At 52.6% G+C, this 18474-nt stretch carries 13 protein-coding genes and 2 pseudogenes; 9 read left to right on the forward strand and 6 right to left on the reverse strand.

Annotated features, from left to right (window positions below; all coding sequences use genetic code 11):
* Window positions 1-155 (reverse strand): IS1 family transposase (locus tag BFF42_RS23055; protein WP_001348782.1); only part of this gene is annotated, 155 nt, incomplete at its 3' end.
* A gap of 312 nt (window positions 156-467) precedes the next feature.
* On the opposite strand from BFF42_RS23055, the gene feoA reads away from it, so the two are divergent.
* The 4 genes from feoA (at window position 468) to rpnA (ending at window position 4350) form a co-directional block, all read left to right on the forward strand.
* Window positions 468-695 (forward strand): ferrous iron transporter A, encoded by a 228-nt coding sequence (gene feoA, locus BFF42_RS23060; RefSeq protein ID WP_001200455.1) that lies wholly within the window; start codon window positions 468-470, stop codon window positions 693-695.
* A 16-nt stretch (window positions 696-711) separates the two neighbouring features.
* Window positions 712-3033, forward strand: a complete 2322-nt coding sequence (gene feoB, locus BFF42_RS23065) for a Fe(2+) transporter permease subunit FeoB (RefSeq protein WP_000737007.1) — start codon at window positions 712-714, stop codon at window positions 3031-3033.
* Complete coding sequence (gene feoC, locus BFF42_RS23070; protein WP_000157586.1) at window positions 3033-3269, forward strand: [Fe-S]-dependent transcriptional repressor FeoC; 237 nt, start codon at window positions 3033-3035, stop codon at window positions 3267-3269. The genes feoB and feoC overlap by 1 nt, the downstream gene beginning before the upstream one ends.
* Window positions 3270-3471: 202 nt before the next feature.
* Window positions 3472-4350: a recombination-promoting nuclease RpnA gene (gene rpnA, locus BFF42_RS23075; protein WP_000039063.1), complete on the forward strand. Its 879-nt coding sequence runs from the start codon at window positions 3472-3474 to the stop codon at window positions 4348-4350.
* Between the two features lie 27 nt (window positions 4351-4377).
* Here the strand turns inward: rpnA and bioH are convergent, their stop codons facing one another.
* Entirely contained in the window at window positions 4378-5148 is a 771-nt protein-coding gene (gene bioH / locus BFF42_RS23080) for a pimeloyl-ACP methyl ester esterase BioH (protein WP_001060056.1), read from the reverse strand.
* A 37-nt stretch (window positions 5149-5185) separates the two neighbouring features.
* Between bioH and gntX the strand changes: the two genes are divergently transcribed.
* The 3 genes from gntX to gntT all read left to right on the forward strand — a co-directional run bounded on the left by gntX (window position 5186) and on the right by gntT (window position 8180).
* The gene (gene gntX / locus BFF42_RS23085; RefSeq protein WP_012421657.1) at window positions 5186-5869 is read left to right on the forward strand and encodes a DNA utilization protein GntX; all 684 of its coding nucleotides are present in this window, start codon (window positions 5186-5188) and stop codon (window positions 5867-5869) included.
* A 58-nt stretch (window positions 5870-5927) separates the two neighbouring features.
* Window positions 5928-6503, forward strand: a complete 576-nt coding sequence (gene nfuA / locus BFF42_RS23090) for a Fe-S biogenesis protein NfuA (protein ID WP_000619389.1) — start codon at window positions 5928-5930, stop codon at window positions 6501-6503.
* Window positions 6504-6863: 360 nt separating this feature from the next.
* Window positions 6864-8180, forward strand: a complete 1317-nt coding sequence (gntT, locus tag BFF42_RS23095; protein ID WP_001131758.1) for a gluconate transporter — start codon at window positions 6864-6866, stop codon at window positions 8178-8180.
* A 44-nt stretch (window positions 8181-8224) separates the two neighbouring features.
* On the opposite strand, the gene malQ is transcribed toward gntT, so the two are convergent.
* Together malQ and malP are read right to left on the reverse strand one after the other, a co-directional pair.
* Window positions 8225-10309, reverse strand: a complete 2085-nt coding sequence (malQ, locus tag BFF42_RS23100) for a 4-alpha-glucanotransferase (protein ID WP_000444352.1) — start codon at window positions 10307-10309, stop codon at window positions 8225-8227.
* Window positions 10310-10318: 9 nt separating this feature from the next.
* Window positions 10319-12710, reverse strand: a pseudogene (malP, locus tag BFF42_RS23105) (maltodextrin phosphorylase).
* A gap of 611 nt (window positions 12711-13321) precedes the next feature.
* On the opposite strand from malP, the pseudogene malT reads away from it, so the two are divergent.
* Window positions 13322-16027: pseudogene (gene malT, locus BFF42_RS23110) on the forward strand (HTH-type transcriptional regulator MalT).
* A 42-nt stretch (window positions 16028-16069) separates the two neighbouring features.
* On the opposite strand, the gene rtcA reads toward malT, so the two are convergent.
* Window positions 16070-17086 (reverse strand): RNA 3'-terminal phosphate cyclase, encoded by a 1017-nt coding sequence (gene rtcA / locus BFF42_RS23115; protein ID WP_012421692.1) that lies wholly within the window; start codon window positions 17084-17086, stop codon window positions 16070-16072.
* Between the two features lie 3 nt (window positions 17087-17089).
* On the reverse strand, window positions 17090-18316 hold the full coding sequence (gene rtcB / locus BFF42_RS23120) for an RNA-splicing ligase RtcB (protein WP_001105441.1): 1227 nt from the start codon (window positions 18314-18316) through the stop codon (window positions 17090-17092).
* Between the two features lie 107 nt (window positions 18317-18423).
* On the opposite strand from rtcB, the gene BFF42_RS28475 reads away from it, so the two are divergent.
* Window positions 18424-18474: IS1 family transposase (locus BFF42_RS28475; RefSeq protein WP_165888145.1), on the forward strand; the 51-nt coding region annotated here is incomplete at its 3' end.

The raw sequence follows: 18474 nt of genomic DNA on the forward strand, positions 1-18474 counted from the left end.
GTACCGGGCTGAGAGGCGGTGTAAGTGAACTGTAGTTGCCATGTTTTACGGCAATGAGAGCAGAGATAGCGCTGATGTCCGGCAGTGCTTTTGCCGTTACGCACCACGCCTTCAGTAGCGGAGCAGGAAGGACATCTGATGGAAATGGAAGCCACGCAAGCACCTTAAAATCACCATCATACACTAAATCAGTAAGTTGGCAGCATTACCTAGCCAGTCCGGGTAATTCACTATTCGAATTATATTTTCGCTGCGATATAACCTTGAGCCACATCAACATTGATGTCAGATTATTATTCAAACCAACATTCGCACACATTTTAAGTATTGCTGATAGAAAACATTCTCATTATCATTGTGTTGTTGATTATTTAATCTCTCCTTTGTTGGCAAATCATCTGGTCTCATGTCGCTGTCAAACGCCCCATGAGGTAGTTATCCAGTTAATGAGAAACAAGTAGGCACCTATGCAATACACTCCAGATACTGCGTGGAAAATCACTGGCTTTTCCCGTGAAATCAGCCCGGCATATCGCCAAAAACTGCTTTCTCTTGGCATGTTACCTGGCTCCTCTTTTAATGTGGTGCGCGTCGCTCCACTCGGCGACCCCATTCATATCGAAACCCGTCGTGTGAGCCTGGTATTACGCAAAAAAGATCTGGCCTTATTAGAAGTGGAAGCGGTTTCCTGTTAATACGGTGATAACAACAATGAAAAAATTAACCATAGGCTTAATTGGTAATCCAAATTCTGGCAAGACAACCTTATTTAACCAGCTCACTGGCGCACGTCAGCGTGTAGGTAACTGGGCTGGCGTTACCGTCGAACGTAAAGAAGGGCAATTCTCCACCACCGATCATCAGGTCACGCTGGTGGACCTACCCGGCACCTATTCTCTGACCACCATCTCATCGCAGACCTCGCTCGATGAGCAAATCGCCTGTCACTACATTTTGAGTGGCGACGCCGACCTGCTGATTAACGTGGTGGATGCGTCTAACCTTGAGCGTAACCTGTACCTGACGCTACAACTGCTGGAACTCGGCATTCCCTGCATTGTGGCACTGAACATGCTCGACATTGCCGAGAAGCAAAATATTCGTATTGAAATTGATGCTCTGTCGGCGCGTCTGGGCTGTCCGGTGATCCCGCTGGTTTCAACCCGTGGTCGCGGTATTGAAGCGCTCAAGCTGGCGATTGATCGCTATAAAGCTAACGAGAATGTGGAACTGGTGCATTACGCACAGCCGCTACTCAACGAAGCAGATTCACTGGCAAAAGTGATGCCTTCCGACATCCCGCTGAAACAACGTCGCTGGCTGGGCCTGCAAATGCTGGAAGGCGATATCTACAGCCGCGCCTACGCCGGTGAAGCGTCGCAGCATCTGGATGCCGCCCTCGCCCGTCTGCGTAATGAGATGGACGATCCGGCGCTGCACATTGCCGATGCGCGTTACCAGTGCATTGCTGCCATCTGTGATGTGGTAAGCAACACCCTGACGGCAGAACCCAGCCGTTTCACCACTGCGGTAGATAAAATCGTGCTCAACCGTTTCCTCGGTCTGCCGATTTTCCTCTTTGTGATGTACCTGATGTTCCTGCTGGCTATCAACATCGGCGGGGCGTTACAGCCGCTGTTTGACGTCGGCTCCGTGGCGCTATTTGTGCATGGTATTCAATGGATTGGCTACACGCTCCACTTCCCGGACTGGCTGACTATCTTCCTCGCCCAGGGCCTGGGTGGCGGCATTAACACCGTGCTGCCACTGGTGCCGCAGATTGGCATGATGTACCTGTTCCTCTCCTTCCTTGAGGACTCCGGGTATATGGCGCGTGCGGCGTTTGTGATGGACCGTCTGATGCAGGCGCTGGGCTTGCCGGGGAAATCCTTTGTGCCGCTGATCGTCGGTTTCGGTTGTAACGTACCGTCGGTAATGGGTGCACGTACGCTTGATGCACCGCGTGAACGTCTGATGACCATCATGATGGCACCGTTTATGTCCTGCGGCGCGCGTCTGGCTATCTTCGCAGTATTCGCGGCTGCCTTCTTCGGGCAGAACGGTGCGCTGGCGGTCTTCTCGCTGTATATGCTGGGTATTGTGATGGCGGTGCTGACTGGCCTGATGCTCAAGTACACCATCATGCGCGGTGAAGCGACGCCGTTTGTCATGGAGTTGCCGGTCTATCATGTACCACACGTTAAAAGCCTGATTATCCAGACCTGGCAGCGTCTGAAAGGCTTCGTTCTGCGTGCTGGTAAAGTGATCATCATCGTCAGCATTTTCCTGAGCGCTTTCAACAGCTTCTCGCTGAGCGGGAAAATCGTCGATAACATCAACGACTCGGCGCTGGCGTCCGTCAGCCGGGTGATCACCCCGGTCTTCAAGCCAATTGGCGTGCATGAAGATAACTGGCAGGCAACGGTTGGCCTGTTTACAGGTGCCATGGCGAAAGAAGTGGTAGTGGGTACGCTCAACACCCTCTACACCGCAGAAAATATTCAGGACGAAGAGTTCAATCCGGCAGAGTTTAACCTCGGTGAAGAGCTGTTCAGTGCGATAGATGAAACCTGGCAGAGCCTGAAAGACACCTTCAGCCTTAGCGTACTGATGAACCCCATTGAAGCCAGCAAAGGCGACGGCGAAATGGGTACCGGGGCGATGGGCGTGATGGATCAGAAATTCGGTAGCGCAGCAGCAGCTTACAGCTACCTGATTTTCGTCCTGCTGTATGTACCATGTATCTCGGTGATGGGAGCCATCGCCCGTGAATCAAGCCGTGGCTGGATGGGCTTCTCCATCCTGTGGGGGCTGAATATCGCTTACTCGCTGGCAACATTGTTCTATCAGGTCGCCAGCTACAGTCAGCACCCAACTTACAGCCTGGTGTGCATTCTGGCGGTTATCCTGTTTAACATCGTGGTTATCGGTCTGCTGCGCCGCGCGCGTAGCCGGGTGGATATCGAACTGCTGGCAACCCGCAAGTCGGTAAGCAGTTGCTGCGCAGCCAGCACCACCGGTGATTGCCATTAATGGCTTCACTTATTCAGGTGCGCGATTTGCTGGCGTTACGGGGCCGTATGGAAGCGGCCCAGATAAGCCAGACATTGAACACTCCACAGCCAATGATTAACGCCATGCTGCAACAACTGGAAAGTATGGGCAAAGCCGTGCGGATTCAGGAAGAACCTGACGGCTGCCTCTCTGGCAGTTGTAAAAGCTGCCCGGAAGGAAAAGCCTGTCTGCGCGAGTGGTGGGCGCTTCGTTAACCTTACTCCATCGCCTGTTTTGGAAAGCCCGGTATGCGTCTGCATCCGGGCTTTTTTGCGTGCGGCTTTCCATAAAAATGCAACTCTTGCAGCACGGCGTAAGTTCCTTTGAAAGCATCTCGCAGGGATGAAAACTCGCTAATACACAGGTGTGGAGTGGCGCGTAGAGTCGCGGCATTCAAACAACAGGTGAAGGAACGCCATGAGCAAAAAGCAGAGTTCCACCCCACACGATGCGCTGTTCAAACTCTTTTTACGCCAACCGGACACGGCTCGTGATTTTCTTGCGTTTCATTTACCTGCACCCATTCACGCGCTTTGTGATATGAAAACCCTCAAGCTGGAGTCGAGCAGCTTTATTGATGACGATCTGCGTGAAAGCTATTCCGATGTGCTGTGGTCGGTGAAAACGGAACAAGGACCAGGATACATCTATTGTCTGATTGAACATCAAAGCACCTCAAACAAACTGATCGCATTTCGCATGATGCGTTACGCTATTGCCGCAATGCAAAATCACCTTGATGCTGGATACAAAACGTTGCCGATGGTGGTGCCATTGTTGTTTTACCACGGTATTGAAAGCCCCTATCCCTATTCGCTGTGTTGGCTGGATTGTTTCGCCGATCCCAAACTGGCAAGGCAGCTTTATGCCTCCGCATTTCCGCTGATTGATGTCACCGTCATGCCTGATGATGAAATCATGCAGCACCGACGTATGGCGCTGCTGGAGTTAATTCAAAAACATATTCGTCAACGCGACCTGATGGGGCTAGTAGAGCAAATGGCCTGCTTATTAAGTAGTGGATACGCTAATGACAGACAAATCAAAGGGCTGTTTAATTACATACTGCAAACCGGCGACGCGGTACGTTTTAACGATTTTATCGACGGCGTTGCCGAACGTTCACCGAAACACAAGGAGAGTTTAATGACAATTGCGGAAAGATTGCGGCAGGAGGGGGAACAATCCAAAGCCCTGCATATAGCCAAAATAATGCTTGAATCCGGAGTCCCTCTTACAGACATCATGCGCTTTACCGGGGTGTCAGAAGAAGAGTTGGCTGCGGCGAGCCAGTAAATTTCTGTCTCGCCATTTCAAAGTTGCCTACACCCTCTGCTTCAACGCCACCAGCAGGTGACAAAACTCGACCGGATGCGAAATAAACGGCGCATGGGCCGCTTTGGCGAAGATATATGATTTGCTGCGAGGCCAGAGTTTATCCAGCATCGGCACCACTTTGCGCGGCACCAGACCATCGAGATAGCCATACAATCGCAAAAACGGCATGGGCACGTTTTGCAGCGGCTGACGGAGATCAACCGTTTTCAGGATTTCCAGCCCGCCATTAAGCACGTCAACCTCCGGCATCGGTAACGCCAGAACGGTTTTCTTCAACGCCCGCGCATCCTGGCGCGCCGTTTCAGTCCCCATGGTTTGTAACGCCAGGAACCGCTCCACTGTACGCTGAAAATCATCACTGAGTTGCTGCTGAAATCCCGCCAGCACGTCCGGTTTTATCCCCGGCCAATCGTCACGAGCACTAAAACAAGGTGACGACGCCACGGTGACCAGCGCCTGAACACGCTCGGGATGGGTTAACGCAATCTGGCTTGCCACCAGCCCGCCCAGACTCCAGCCTAACCAAATGGCTTTATCAGGTGCCTGTTGCAGCACGGCTTCGGCCATATCAGCAAGTGACAGCGCACCAAATCCCTGGCTGCGCCCGAAGCCGGGCAGATCAACAAGGTGCAGCGTAAAATGCGAGCTAAGTTCCTCGTCAATGCAACGCCACACTTCGGCATTCAGTCCCCATCCGTGCAGCAGCACAAGATGAACATTCCCCTGACCTTTGGTCTGCCACCAGATGTTATTCATCCGCTATTGTTCTCTTTTGACTTACAAGGATGAACATATGCTAACAGTACCGGGATTATGCTGGCTATGCCGAATGCCGCTGGCGTTAGGTCATTGGGGGATTTGTTCGGTCTGCTCACGCGCCGCCCGTACAGATAAAACGTTATGCCCACAATGTGGATTACCCGCCACACACTCACATCTTCCCTGCGGTCGCAGCCTGCAAAAACCACCGCCCTGGCAAAGACTGGTCACGGTTGCCGACTATGCGCCGCCGTTAAGTCCGCTTATCCACCAGCTTAAATTTTCCCGGCGCAGTGAAATCGCCAGCGCCCTGTCACGTCTGTTACTATTGGAAGTCTTACACGCTCGTCGCACCACCGGGTTGCAATTGCCGGATCGCATCATCAGCGTTCCGTTATGGCAGCGGCGTCACTGGCGTCGGGGATTTAATCAGAGCGATTTGCTGTGTCAGCCGTTATCACGCTGGTTGCACTGCCGATGGGATAGCGAAGCCGTCACACGAACACGGGCCACTGCGACCCAGCATTTTCTCAGTGCCCGGCTACGCAAGCGCAACCTGAAAAATGCCTTTCGTCTTGAATTGCCCGTGCAAGGTCGCCATATGGTGATTGTGGATGATGTCGTTACCACCGGAAGTACCGTCGCAGAGATTGCGCAGTTGCTTTTACGCAATGGTGCGGCGACTGTCCAGGTCTGGTGCCTTTGTCGAACCTTGTAGAGCCTCGATGATGGGCGTATTATAACCAACTAAAATAGTCAACTATTAGGCCATTACTATGATCCGTATTTCCGATGCTGCACAAGCGCACTTTGCCAAACTGCTGGCAAACCAGGAAGAAGGGACACAAATCCGCGTATTTGTGATTAACCCTGGCACGCCTAACGCTGAATGTGGTGTTTCTTATTGTCCGCCGGATGCCGTGGAAGCCACCGACACTGCCCTGAAATTTGACCTGCTGACCGCGTATGTTGATGAGTTAAGCGCTCCTTACCTGGAAGATGCAGAGATCGATTTTGTTACCGACCAGTTGGGTTCTCAGCTAACACTGAAAGCGCCTAACGCCAAAATGCGTAAAGTGGCAGACGATGCACCACTGATGGAGCGCGTGGAGTATATGCTGCAGTCGCAGATCAACCCACAGCTTGCTGGTCACGGTGGCCGCGTTTCACTGATGGAAATCACCGAAGACGGTTACGCCATTCTGCAATTTGGCGGCGGCTGTAACGGTTGTTCCATGGTCGATGTGACGCTGAAAGAAGGGATCGAGAAGCAGCTGCTAAACGAATTCCCGGAGCTGAAAGGTGTGCGCGATCTCACCGAACACCAGCGCGGCGAACACTCCTACTACTAAGTTATCCCCTCTTTTGTAGATTGCCCGATGCGACGCTAAAGCGTCATTTCGGGCCTACGTTGAACATGTGCCAGACGTTGGCGCAGCATTGCTTTGGCAAATCCCTCCCTTCGTTTCTCCGCGATAATATGACCAACCTCTCATAATTTAAATTTACTCCGCTCTGGTGATTCTCAAACGCCAGATGTTACCCGTATCATTCACATGGGTACCAAACATACTCCTGACATCTGACTACAATAATTAGTTTTAGTGGGTATCAGTCGTGGTGCCGCAATATCTCTGTTCCCGATTGGGATAATTAGAGTTTGTCGTCAGAAAATTGACGTTACCCATAACAAATGAAGGGCCAGGTAAATCATGCCATTAGTCATTGTTGCTATCGGTGTAATCTTGTTGTTGCTCCTGATGATCCGTTTCAAAATGAACGGCTTCATCGCTCTCGTCCTCGTGGCGCTTGCTGTTGGATTAATGCAAGGGATGCCGCTGGATAAAGTTATTGGCTCCATCAAAGCCGGTGTCGGCGGGACGCTCGGTAGCCTTGCCCTGATCATGGGTTTTGGCGCGATGCTGGGCAAAATGCTGGCAGACTGCGGTGGCGCACAACGTATCGCCACCACCCTGATTGCCAAATTTGGTAAAAAACACATCCAGTGGGCGGTGGTACTGACCGGTTTTACCGTTGGTTTTGCCCTGTTCTATGAAGTGGGCTTTGTGCTGATGCTGCCGCTGGTGTTTACCATCGCGGCTTCTGCGAATATTCCACTGCTGTATGTTGGTGTACCAATGGCAGCTGCACTGTCTGTGACCCACGGCTTCCTGCCACCGCATCCGGGTCCGACTGCGATTGCCACCATTTTCAATGCCGACATGGGTAAAACCCTGCTGTACGGTACTATTCTGGCAATCCCGACCGTGATTCTCGCCGGTCCGGTTTACGCTCGCGTGTTGAAAGGTATCGATAAGCCGATCCCTGAAGGTCTGTACAGCGCGAAAACCTTCAGCGAAGAAGAGATGCCGAGCTTTGGCGTCAGCGTCTGGACCTCTCTGGTGCCGGTAGTGCTGATGGCGATGCGTGCGATTGCCGAAATGATCCTGCCGAAAGGTCACGCTTTCCTGCCGGTAGCGGAGTTCCTCGGTGACCCGGTAATGGCTACGCTGATTGCCGTGCTGATTGCGATGTTCACCTTTGGTCTGAACCGTGGTCGTTCAATGGATCAGATTAACGACACGCTGGTTTCTTCCATCAAAATCATTGCGATGATGCTGTTGATCATCGGTGGTGGCGGTGCGTTCAAGCAGGTGCTGGTAGACAGCGGCGTGGACAAATACATTGCTTCCATGATGCACGAAACCAACATTTCTCCGCTGCTGATGGCCTGGTCGATTGCTGCCGTACTGCGTATCGCGCTGGGTTCCGCAACCGTTGCGGCAATCACTGCGGGTGGTATCGCGGCACCGCTGATTGCAACGACGGGTGTTAGCCCGGAGCTGATGGTTATTGCGGTGGGTTCCGGTAGTGTGATTTTCTCTCATGTGAACGATCCGGGCTTCTGGCTGTTCAAAGAGTACTTTAACCTGACTATCGGCGAGACCATCAAATCCTGGTCGATGCTGGAAACCATTATCTCGGTGTGCGGTCTGGTAGGCTGTCTGCTGCTGAATATGGTGATTTGATAACACTGACTGCCGGATGCATCGCATCCGGCATCAACCGCACTCTACTGCTTCTTCGCTGCAGCTCTGCGCCGTCTGTCCAAATCCTTCAGCAACTTATTCACGCCATCATCGGCAAACATCATCTCAAGCGTTGCGGAAAGCTTGCGTCGCCAGTTTTTATACTGGTAACTGGTGCCAGGAATATTCACCGGTTCGGCCATATCCAGCCAGTCTTCCGGCTGTAGTCCTAACAGAGCACTGTTACTGTCGGCAATGTAGCGCTGCAAACCACGATTAAGCGTCGGCGTCATCGACATCAACGATGCCTTATGCCCGGCACGTTTTGGCAGACAACCATATTTATGCAGTGCATCCAGCAGCCCTTGCTTCGCCAGTTCGCGATCCTGATACAGACCGCGCAGTACCACTTCATCCGGATACAGCCCCAGGGTTTTGCCCAACGTTAGATCCCCGCTCTCCCAGTAACCGCGCAGCGTAGGCAGGTCATGTGTCGCCGCAACCGCCATCGACTGCTCCGGATACGCTTTCGGTGCACGGAACGTCTTCTCGTGGTCGTTTTCGAAATAGAGCACTTTGTAGGAGTACACACCGCTGCTGCGCAGCTTACCGACAATCTCCACCGGTACGGTACCGAGATCTTCACCAATCACCATACAGCGATGACGTTTACTTTCGAGTGCCAGAATCGAGAGCAGATTATCCACCGGATAGTGAACATACGCGCCCTGATCTGCCGTCTCGCCATACGGTATCCACCACAAACGCAGCATCGACATCACATGGTCAATTCGTAATGCGCCGCAGTTTTGCATATTGGCACGCAACAGCTCGATAAACGGTTCATAGGCACGCGCGGTGATGATATGCGGGTCCATTGGCGGTAATCCCCAGTTCTGCCCCAACGGGCCGAGGATATCCGGCGGCGCGCCAACCGACGCTTTCAGGCAATATAGTTCACGGTCACACCAGGTTTCCGCCCCACCTTCCGCTACGCCAACCGCCAGATCACGATACAAGCCAATCGGCATTTCATAGCCCTGGCTTATCTCCCAGCAGGCGGCAAACTGGCTGTAAGCCAGCCACTGCAACCAGAGATAAAAATCGACGTCATCACGATGTTCTTCGCAGAACTGACGCACTTCTGGTGAATCCACGTTCTGATACATCTCTGGCCATGCAGGCCAGCCCCAGCGCATTTCGTCCTCTTTCACTTGCTGGGCATGTAGCGCATCAAAGGCTGCCTGCCAGAACAGGCTGTCGCCCTGCTCTGCAACAAACTGGCGAAACGCGGTCATCTGCTCATCATCACGTTGCGCGAAACCTTTCCACGCCATTCGTAATGCTGTCATTTTTAGGGCGGTAACCGTGGAGTAATCGACCCAGTCGGCATCGCGCGCCTGTTGCAGCGTCTGTTGCGTGGTCGGCAACTGCCACCAGGCCTGAGCCTCTTCGCTAAGATGGAAATCTTCAACGGCGTTAACGTCGATATAAATCACATTCAGCCAACGGCGAGAAGACGGGCTGTATGGGCTGGCACTCTCCGGATTTGCCGGATAGAGCGCATGAATCGGGTTCAGGCCGATGAACGACCCGCCACGTTTTGCCACATCCACCAGCATCGCTTTGAGATCGCCAAAATCCCCAATACCCCAGTTTTTTTCCGATCGCAGCGTATAAAGCTGAACGCAGGCACCCCACAGCTTTTGTTTATTCAGCAACGCCTGCGGTTCGTAACAGCGTTTCGGGGCGACAATCACCCGGCAATGCGCGCGCTGGTCGTCCTGGGTGAGTGTCAGTGTGTGATAACCTTCCGGCAGCTTCGTCGGTAGATTGAACGCTTTGCCCCCCGTTACATGGCCTTTGTACTGTGTTCCTTCTTCGGTGGTCAGCAGCCAGCTATATTCGCCGCTGCCCTCCACCACCATCGGCATTTTTTTGCCGCTGGTATAAACCATGACATTCGGGACTGGCGTTACCGCCACTTTCGTGGCGGTACGTTGATGCATCGCGTCAAGCAAACGCCGTTTGGTTTCGGCGCTAATCGACTGCGGTTTACCGTGGGCATTGATGTAATTGGGGCTAATCCCCGCCGCCAGCGCGGCATTATCCAGACGTTTGCTTTCCATCGAGCTTCCTTAGCGTTTTGCCTGCCAGATACGAGCCTGATAATCGCGAATAGAGCGATCCGAGCTAAACATACCGCAGCGGGCGGTATTGAGGATCGCCACGCGAGTCCAGGCCTCCTGGTCGCGGTACAGCACATCCACCTGCTTTTGTGCCTCAACATAGGCTGCGAAATCCGCCATCACCAGATACGGATCGCCGCCTTGTTTGCCGATACTGTGCAGCATCTGGTCGAAGGCATGCTTATCGCCGTCGCTGTATTTACCGCTTTCCAGCTCTTTCAATACTGCGTCCAGCACCTTATCTTTCTTCCGCCATTTCACCGGGTCGTAGCCTTTGGCCAGAATTGCCTTCACTTGTTCCACGGTATGACCAAAAATAAAGATATTTTCTTCACCGACTTTCTCGGCGATTTCAACGTTCGCACCATCCAGCGTACCGACAGTAAGCGCACCATTGAGCGCCAGTTTCATATTGCCGGTACCGGAAGCTTCTTTACCTGCAGTCGAAATTTGTTCGGAGATATCCGCCGCCGGGATCAGTTTTTCCGCCGCCGAAACACAATAATCCGGCAGGAACACCACCTTCAACTTATCGCCAACCAGTGGATCGTTGTTGATCACGTCAGCCACTTTGTTGATCGCAAAGATAATATTCTTCGCCAGGTAGTAGCCCGGTGCCGCTTTCGCGCCGAAGAGGAAGACGCGCGGTACGCGATCAGCCTGCGGGTTTTCACGAATTTCTTTGTACAACGCCAGAATATGCAGCAGATTCAGGTGCTGGCGTTTGTACTCATGCAGACGTTTAATCTGAATATCGAAAATCGCCTGTGGATTGATCTCAATACCGGTACGAACTTTCACAAACTCCGCCAGACGGACTTTATTCGCCTGCTTGATCTCGCGATATTGCTGACGGAATTTCGCATCATCAGCGAATTTTCCAGATTGATCAGCTGATCGAGATCGTTAGCCCACTCTTTTTGCAGTAATTTATCCAACAGAGCCGCCAGTGCAGGGTTGCACTGTTTGATCCAGCGACGTGGGGTAATACCGTTGGTGACGTTATGGAATTTGTTCGGCCATAGCTGGTGATATTCCGGGAACAGATCTTTCACCACCAGATCAGAGTGCAGCGCCGCAACACCGTTCACCGCGAAACCGCCAACCACACACAGGTTCGCCATATGCACTTGTTTATCGTGCACCACCGCCAGTTTGGCCCACACTTTTTCATCGCCCGGCCAGGTTTTCTCCACCAGCGTTTTAAAGCGAGTATTAATTTCGTTAATAATCTGCATATGGCGCGGCAGTAAGCCTTTCACCAGTTTCACATCCCAGCGTTCCAGCGCTTCTGGCATCAGGGTATGGTTGGTGTAAGCGAAAGTTTTGCTGGTAATGGCCCAGGCGTCATCCCAGCTCATCTGGTGCTCATCGATCAGCACGCGCAGCAGTTCTGGAATCGCGATAGTTGGGTGGGTATCGTTCAGCTGAATAACTTCATAATCCGCCAGTTCGTGCAGTTTACGCCCCGCCAGATGATGGCGACGCAAAATATCCGCTACCGAACAGGCACACTGGAAGTACTGCTGCATCAAGCGCAGCTTTTTACCGGCAGTATGGTTGTCGTTTGGATAGAGAACTTTGGTCAGTTTTTCCGCATTGATGCCCTGCTGTTCGGCACGCAGGAAATCACCGTCGTTAAATTTAGTCAGATCAAACGGATGCGCGTGCGTCGCCTGCCACAGACGCAGCGGCTGCGCCACGCCATTACGATAGCCGACAACGGGGAGATCCCACGCTTGACCGGTAATGGTAAACTCCGGCTCCCAGCGTCCGTCTTTCGTCACTTTACCGCCAATCCCTACCTGCACATCCAGTGCTTCGTTGTGGCGGAACCACGGGTAGTTCTGCGATGCCAGTCATCCGGCGCTTCAACCTGTTTGCCATCGACAAAAGACTGGCGGAACAAACCATATTGATAGTTCAGACCGTAACCCGTCGCAGACTGACCGATAGTTGCCATTGAGTCGAGGAAGCACGCCGCCAGACGTCCCAGACCACCGTTACCCAGCGCCGGGTCGATCTCTTCTTCCAGCAGGTCCGTCAGATTGATGTCATAAGCCTTCAACGAATCCTGTACATCCTGATACCAGCCGAGATTCAACAGGTTGTTGCCCGTCAGGCGACCAATCAAAAACTCCATTGAGATGTAGTTAACATGTCGCTGATTCGCCACCGGCTTGGCGAATGGCTGAGCACGCAGCATTTCGGCCAGTGCTTCACTCACTGCTAGCCACCACTGGCGAGGAGTCATTTCAGCCGCAGAATTTAAGCCATAACGCTGCCACTGACGTGAAAGCGCTTCCTGAAATTGCTTATCGTTAAAAATAGGTTGTGACATAGGAGTTCCACTTTTCTTAGATTTTCAACACAACGTTATCGCTAGTTTGCCAGGCTCGATGTTGACCTTCCTCATCCTGCGGGGGATTAGGCAGGGAGGAGTTGCGGGGATGAGCAAGGAAATGTGATCTCAACCACTTAAAGCTAGTGCAAACCACAGGATTAGCAGCAAATCAATGCAATACAGCGCAGAAAATCTGTATCTAAGTGCAAAAAATGGCCGTTGCGTATTTTCAAAAAGCGGAAGGTAACTCTATAAATTAAGTAAAGGAGTGAAACAGTTTCACAAGTAAAATATCCAGTGTGCTCCATCTCATTCTTAATAGATTTATTAAGATCATCTTTTTAGATGGCACTTTCATCAGGAATGAAGAAGAAACCCTTGCTTAAATGAATCTGATGAACATAAGGGAAACCAGTATTCACGCTGGATCAGCGTCGTTTTAGGTGAGTTGTTAATAAAGATTTGGAATTGTGACACAGTGCAAATTCAGACACATAAAAAAACGTCATCGCTTGCATTAGAAAGGTTTCTGGCCGACCTTATAACCATTAATTACGAAGCGCAAAAAAAATAATATTTCCTCATTTTCCACAGTGAAGTGATTAACTATGCTGATTCCGTCAAAACTAAGTCGTCCGGTTCGACTCGACCATACCGTGGTTCGTGAGCGCCTGCTGGCTAAACTTTCCGGCGCGAACAACTTCCGGCTGGCGCTGATCACGAGTCCTGCGGGCTACGGAAAGACCACCCTCATTTCCCAGTGGGCGGCAGGCAAAAACGATATCGGCTGGTACTCGCTGGATGAAGGTGATAACCAGCAAGAGCGTTTCGCCAGCTATCTCATTGCCACCGTGCAGCAGGCAACCAACGGTCACTGTGCGATATGTGAGACGATGGCGCAAAAACGGCAATATGCCAGCCTGACGTCACTCTTCGCCCAGCTTTTCATTGAGCTGGCGGAATGGCATAGCCCACTTTATCTGGTCATCGATGACTATCATCTGATCACTAATCCAGTGATCCACGAGTCAATGCGCTTCTTTATTCGCCATCAACCAGAAAATCTCACCCTGGTGGTGTTGTCACGCAACCTTCCGCAACTGGGCATTGCCAATCTGCGTGTTCGTGACCAACTGCTGGAAATTGGCAGTCAGCAACTGGCATTTACCCATCAGGAAGCGAAGCAGTTTTTTGATTGCCGTCTGTCATCGCCGATTGAAGCCGCAGAAAGCAGTCGGATTTGCGATGACGTTTCCGGTTGGGCGACGGCACTACAGCTAATCGCCCTCTCCGCCCGGCAGAATACCCACTCAGCCCATAAGTCGGCACGCCGCCTGGCGGGAATCAATGCCAGCCATCTTTCGGATTATCTGGTCGATGAGGTTTTGGATAACGTCGATCTCGCAACGCGCCATTTTCTGTTGAAAAGCGCCATTTTGCGCTCAATGAACGATGCGCTCATCACCCGTGTGACCGGCGAAGAAAACGGGCAAATGCGTCTCGAAGAGATTGAGCGTCAGGGGCTGTTTTTACAGCGGATGGATGATACCGGCGAGTGGTTCTGCTATCACCCGCTGTTTGGCAACTTCCTGCGCCAGCGCTGCCAGTGGGAACTGGCGGCGGAGCTGCCGGAAATCCACCGTGCCGCCGCAGAAAGCTGGATGGCCCAGGGATTTCCCAGCGAAGCGATTCATCATGCGCTGGCGGCAGGCGATGCGCTGATGCTGCGCGATATTCTGCTTAATCACGCCTGGAGTTTGTTCAACCATAGCGAACTGTCGCTGCTGGAATAGTCGCTTAAGGCCCTGCCGTGGGACAGTTTGCTGGAAAATCCGCAGTTAGTGTTATTGCAGGCGTGGCTAATGCAAAGCCAACATCGCTATGGCGAAGTTAACACCCTGCTAGCCCGTGCTGAACATGAAATCAAGGACATCAGAGAAGGCACCATGCACGCAGAATTTAACGCTCTGCGCGCCCTGGTGGCGATTAACGATGGTAATCCGGATGAAGCGGAACGGCTGGCAAAACTGGCACTGGAAGAGCTGCCACCGGGCTGGTTCTATAGCCGCATTGTGGCAACCTCGGTGCTGGGTGAAGTGCTGCACTGCAAAGGCGAATTGACCCGCTCACTGGCGCTAATGCAGCAAACCGAACAGATGGCACGCCAGCACGACGTCTGGCACTACGCCTTATGGAGTTTAATCCAGCAAAGTGAAATTCTGTTTGCCCAAGGGTTCCTGCAAACCGCGTGGGAAACACAGGAAAAAGCGTTCCAGCTGATCAACGAGCAGCATCTGGAACAGCTGCCGATGCATGAGTTTCTGGTGCGCATCCGAGCACAACTGTTATGGGCCTGAGCACGGCTGGATGAAGCCGAAGCGTCGGCGCGTAGCGGGATTGAAGTCTTGTCGTCTTATCAGCCACAGCAACAGCTTCAGTGCCTGGCAATGTTGATTCAATGCTCGCTGGCCCGTGGTGATTTAGATAACGCCCGTAGCCAGCTGAACCGTCTGGAAAACCTGCTGGGGAATGGCAAATATCACAGCGACTGGATCTCTAACGCCAACAAAGTCCGGGTGATTTACTGGCAAATGACCGGCGATAAAGCCGCCGCTGCCAACTGGTTGCGTCATACGGCTAAACCGGAGTTTGCGAACAACCACTTCCTGCAAGGTCAATGGCGCAACATTGCCCGCGCACAAATCTTGCTGGGCGAGTTTGAACCTGCGGAAATTGTTCTCGAAGAACTCAATGAAAATGCCCGCAGTCTGCGGTTGATGAGCGATCTCAACCGTAACCTGTTGCTGCTTAATCAACTGTACTGGCAGGCCGGACGTAAAAGTGACGCCCAGCGCGTGTTGCTGGACGCATTAAAACTGGCGAATCGCACCGGATTTATCAGTCATTTTGTCATCGAAGGCGAAGCGATGGCGCAACAACTGCGCCAGCTGATTCAACTCAATACGCTGCCGGAACTGGAACAGCATCGCGCGCAGCGTATTCTGCGAGAAATCAATCAACATCATCGGCATAAATTCGCCCATTTCGATGAGAATTTCGTTGAACGTCTGCTAAATCATCCGGAAGTGCCAGAACTGATCCGCACCAGCCCGTTGACCCAACGTGAATGGCAGGTCCTGGGGCTGATCTACTCCGGTTACAGCAATGAGCAAATTGCGGGCGAGCTGGAAGTGGCGGCAACCACCATCAAGACGCATATCCGCAATCTGTACCAAAAACTCGGCGTCGCCCACCGTCAGGCCGCGGTACAACACGCGCAGAAACTGCTGAAGATGATGGGATATGGGGTGTGAGTTTAGCCGGATAATGCATTGGATCCGGTTTACATCTTTACATCATTCAATACTCACCCGCGTTACGCCATCTGTTTCTATCAAACCAAACCGCACCGGCAAGAAACGCTCCACCACGGCGATATTGGTCAGCAGATGGCATGAAGGATGGGCGACCGTAAATTCTCCCGCGCCCGCCAGCGCCATCGGTAGCACCAGCTGGTCGGCGAGATATTCCCCCACTGCCGCCGGGCTTGCCAGGTAGCGTTTCACCTCTTTCACTAACTGCGCGGCTACCACCTCGGCACTGACGCGCTTTTCACCGACGACGAAAAAGCGTTCAGTGATATTTTCACTTTCGACTTCCAGCGAGACGGTATTACCCGGCCCCTGGTCGCGCGGCAGGTTATGAATATTCTGTTCATGCAGGGAAAAACTCCCCGCCAGTGTAGCGATTTCACGCTCAGCAACATGGCGCGGCACACCAGCTAATAGAACTTCTCCACGCATCTGCACAATGTTCCCGCGCTCGCCAAGTTGCAAGGTGTTAAACGATGCCACGGGCGAGACTTCCGTTGCCACCACGCCGCCTCCGGCAGGATAAAAACCGTGACGTAACAGCGTGGTTTGCTGATGAATTCCTATTTTCGCCAGCAGCGGCTCCAGCACCCGGCGGATAAAATCCGCAGGCGGCGCCGACGGGTTATCGGTGCCTCCGCTCACTTCAACACGCGAAGGTCCATCGGCAAACCACAGCGCGGGCAGCACCGTTTGCAGCACCAGCGTACAGCTTCCGGCACTACCGATAGCAAAGCGGTACTCGCCGCCGCGCACGGCGCCAGGCCGGAAGACCAGACGCTGCGACCCCAGCTCCGCGCCTTCCACCGTTGCCCTACAAATTTCCGCAGCCGCTTTTACCGCGGTCAGATGCTGGCGCAACAGCCCCGGTTTCGCCCGCCCGGCACGAATGCTGGTGATGGTAAATGGCTGGCCGGTTATCATCGACAGGCTCAGCGCCGCGCGCAGAATCTGCCCGCCACCTTCGCCCTGTGCGCCATCCAGCGCAATCATCCTTTTCATCATTTATCCTTTTACGCACACCACCTGACGCAGGGTATAGATAACTTCCACCAGATCGCTTTGTGCCGTCATCACCGCATCAATATCTTTATACGCCATCGGGATTTCGTCGATCACTTCGGCATCTTTACGGCATTCCACATGCGCGGTGGCACGAATTTGATCTTCCACGCTGAACAGTTTTTTCGCTTTAGTTCGGCTCATTACCCGCCCGGCACCGTGGCTGCACGAACAGAACGACTCTTCATTTCCCAGCCCACGGACGATAAAGCTTTTTGCTCCCATCGAACCGGGAATAATTCCATATTGACCAGCACGCGCAGACACCGCGCCTTTACGCGTCACGTAGATCTCTTCACCAAAGTGCTGTTCTTTTTGCACATAGTTGTGGTGACAGTTGATCTCTTCCATCGCCAGCGTTTGTGGCTGTCTGACCGTTTTCTGCGTAATGCTCTGCAATGCCGTTACCACGTTTTCCATCATCGCATCGCGGTTAAGGCTGGCAAAAAGCTGCGCCCAGGCCACGGCTTTCAGGTAATCATCAAAGTATTCCGTACCTTCCATAAAGTACGCCAGATCACGCGACGGCAACGTCTCAAGCGTTTCCTGCATCTCTTTTTGTGCCAGATCGATAAAGTAAGTCCCGATGGCGTTACCAATTCCGCGTGAACCGGAGTGCAGCATAATCCACACCTGGTCCGACTCATCAAGGCAGATTTTAATAAAGTGGTTACCGGTTCCCAGCGTTCCCAGGTGTTTATAGTTATTGGTATTCAGGAAACGGGGATATTTTTGCGTTAACCACTGATAACCGGCTTCAAGCTCAGCCCATTTCGCATCGACGTTAACAGGCGGGTTTTCCCATGCGCCTTTATCACGTTTACAACGCCCGGTAGTACGCCCGTGCGGCACGGCCGTTTCAATCGCCTGACGCAGCTCTGCCAGGTTTTCAGGCAGGTCTTCCGCCGTTAACGCGGTACGCAGCGCGTTCATTCCACAGCCAATATCCACGCCCACCGCCGCCGGAATAATCGCCCCTTTGGTCGGGATCACGCTACCAATGGTGGAATCTTTACCCAGGTGTACATCAGGCATTACCGCAATATGTTTGAAAATAAACGGCATCTTCGCCGTATTAATAAGTTGCTGACGCGCATCGGCTTCTACCGGCACGCCTTTGGTCCACATTTTTACCGGGGCATTTTCAGTGGTCAGTAATTCGTAATTCATTTTGTTTTTCTCTTTTCGTTGTTTGCTGTCCTGATAATTGCAACCGTCGTGCGGTGATGCTGCCAACTTACTGATTTAGTGTATGATGGTGTTTTTGAGGTGCTCCAGTGGCTTCTGTTTCTATCAGCTGTCCCTCCTGTTCAGCTACTGACGGGGTG

It is taken from the genome of Shigella sp. FC1661 (genome assembly GCF_001712525.1).
GTDB lineage: Bacteria > Pseudomonadota > Gammaproteobacteria > Enterobacterales > Enterobacteriaceae > Escherichia > Escherichia coli.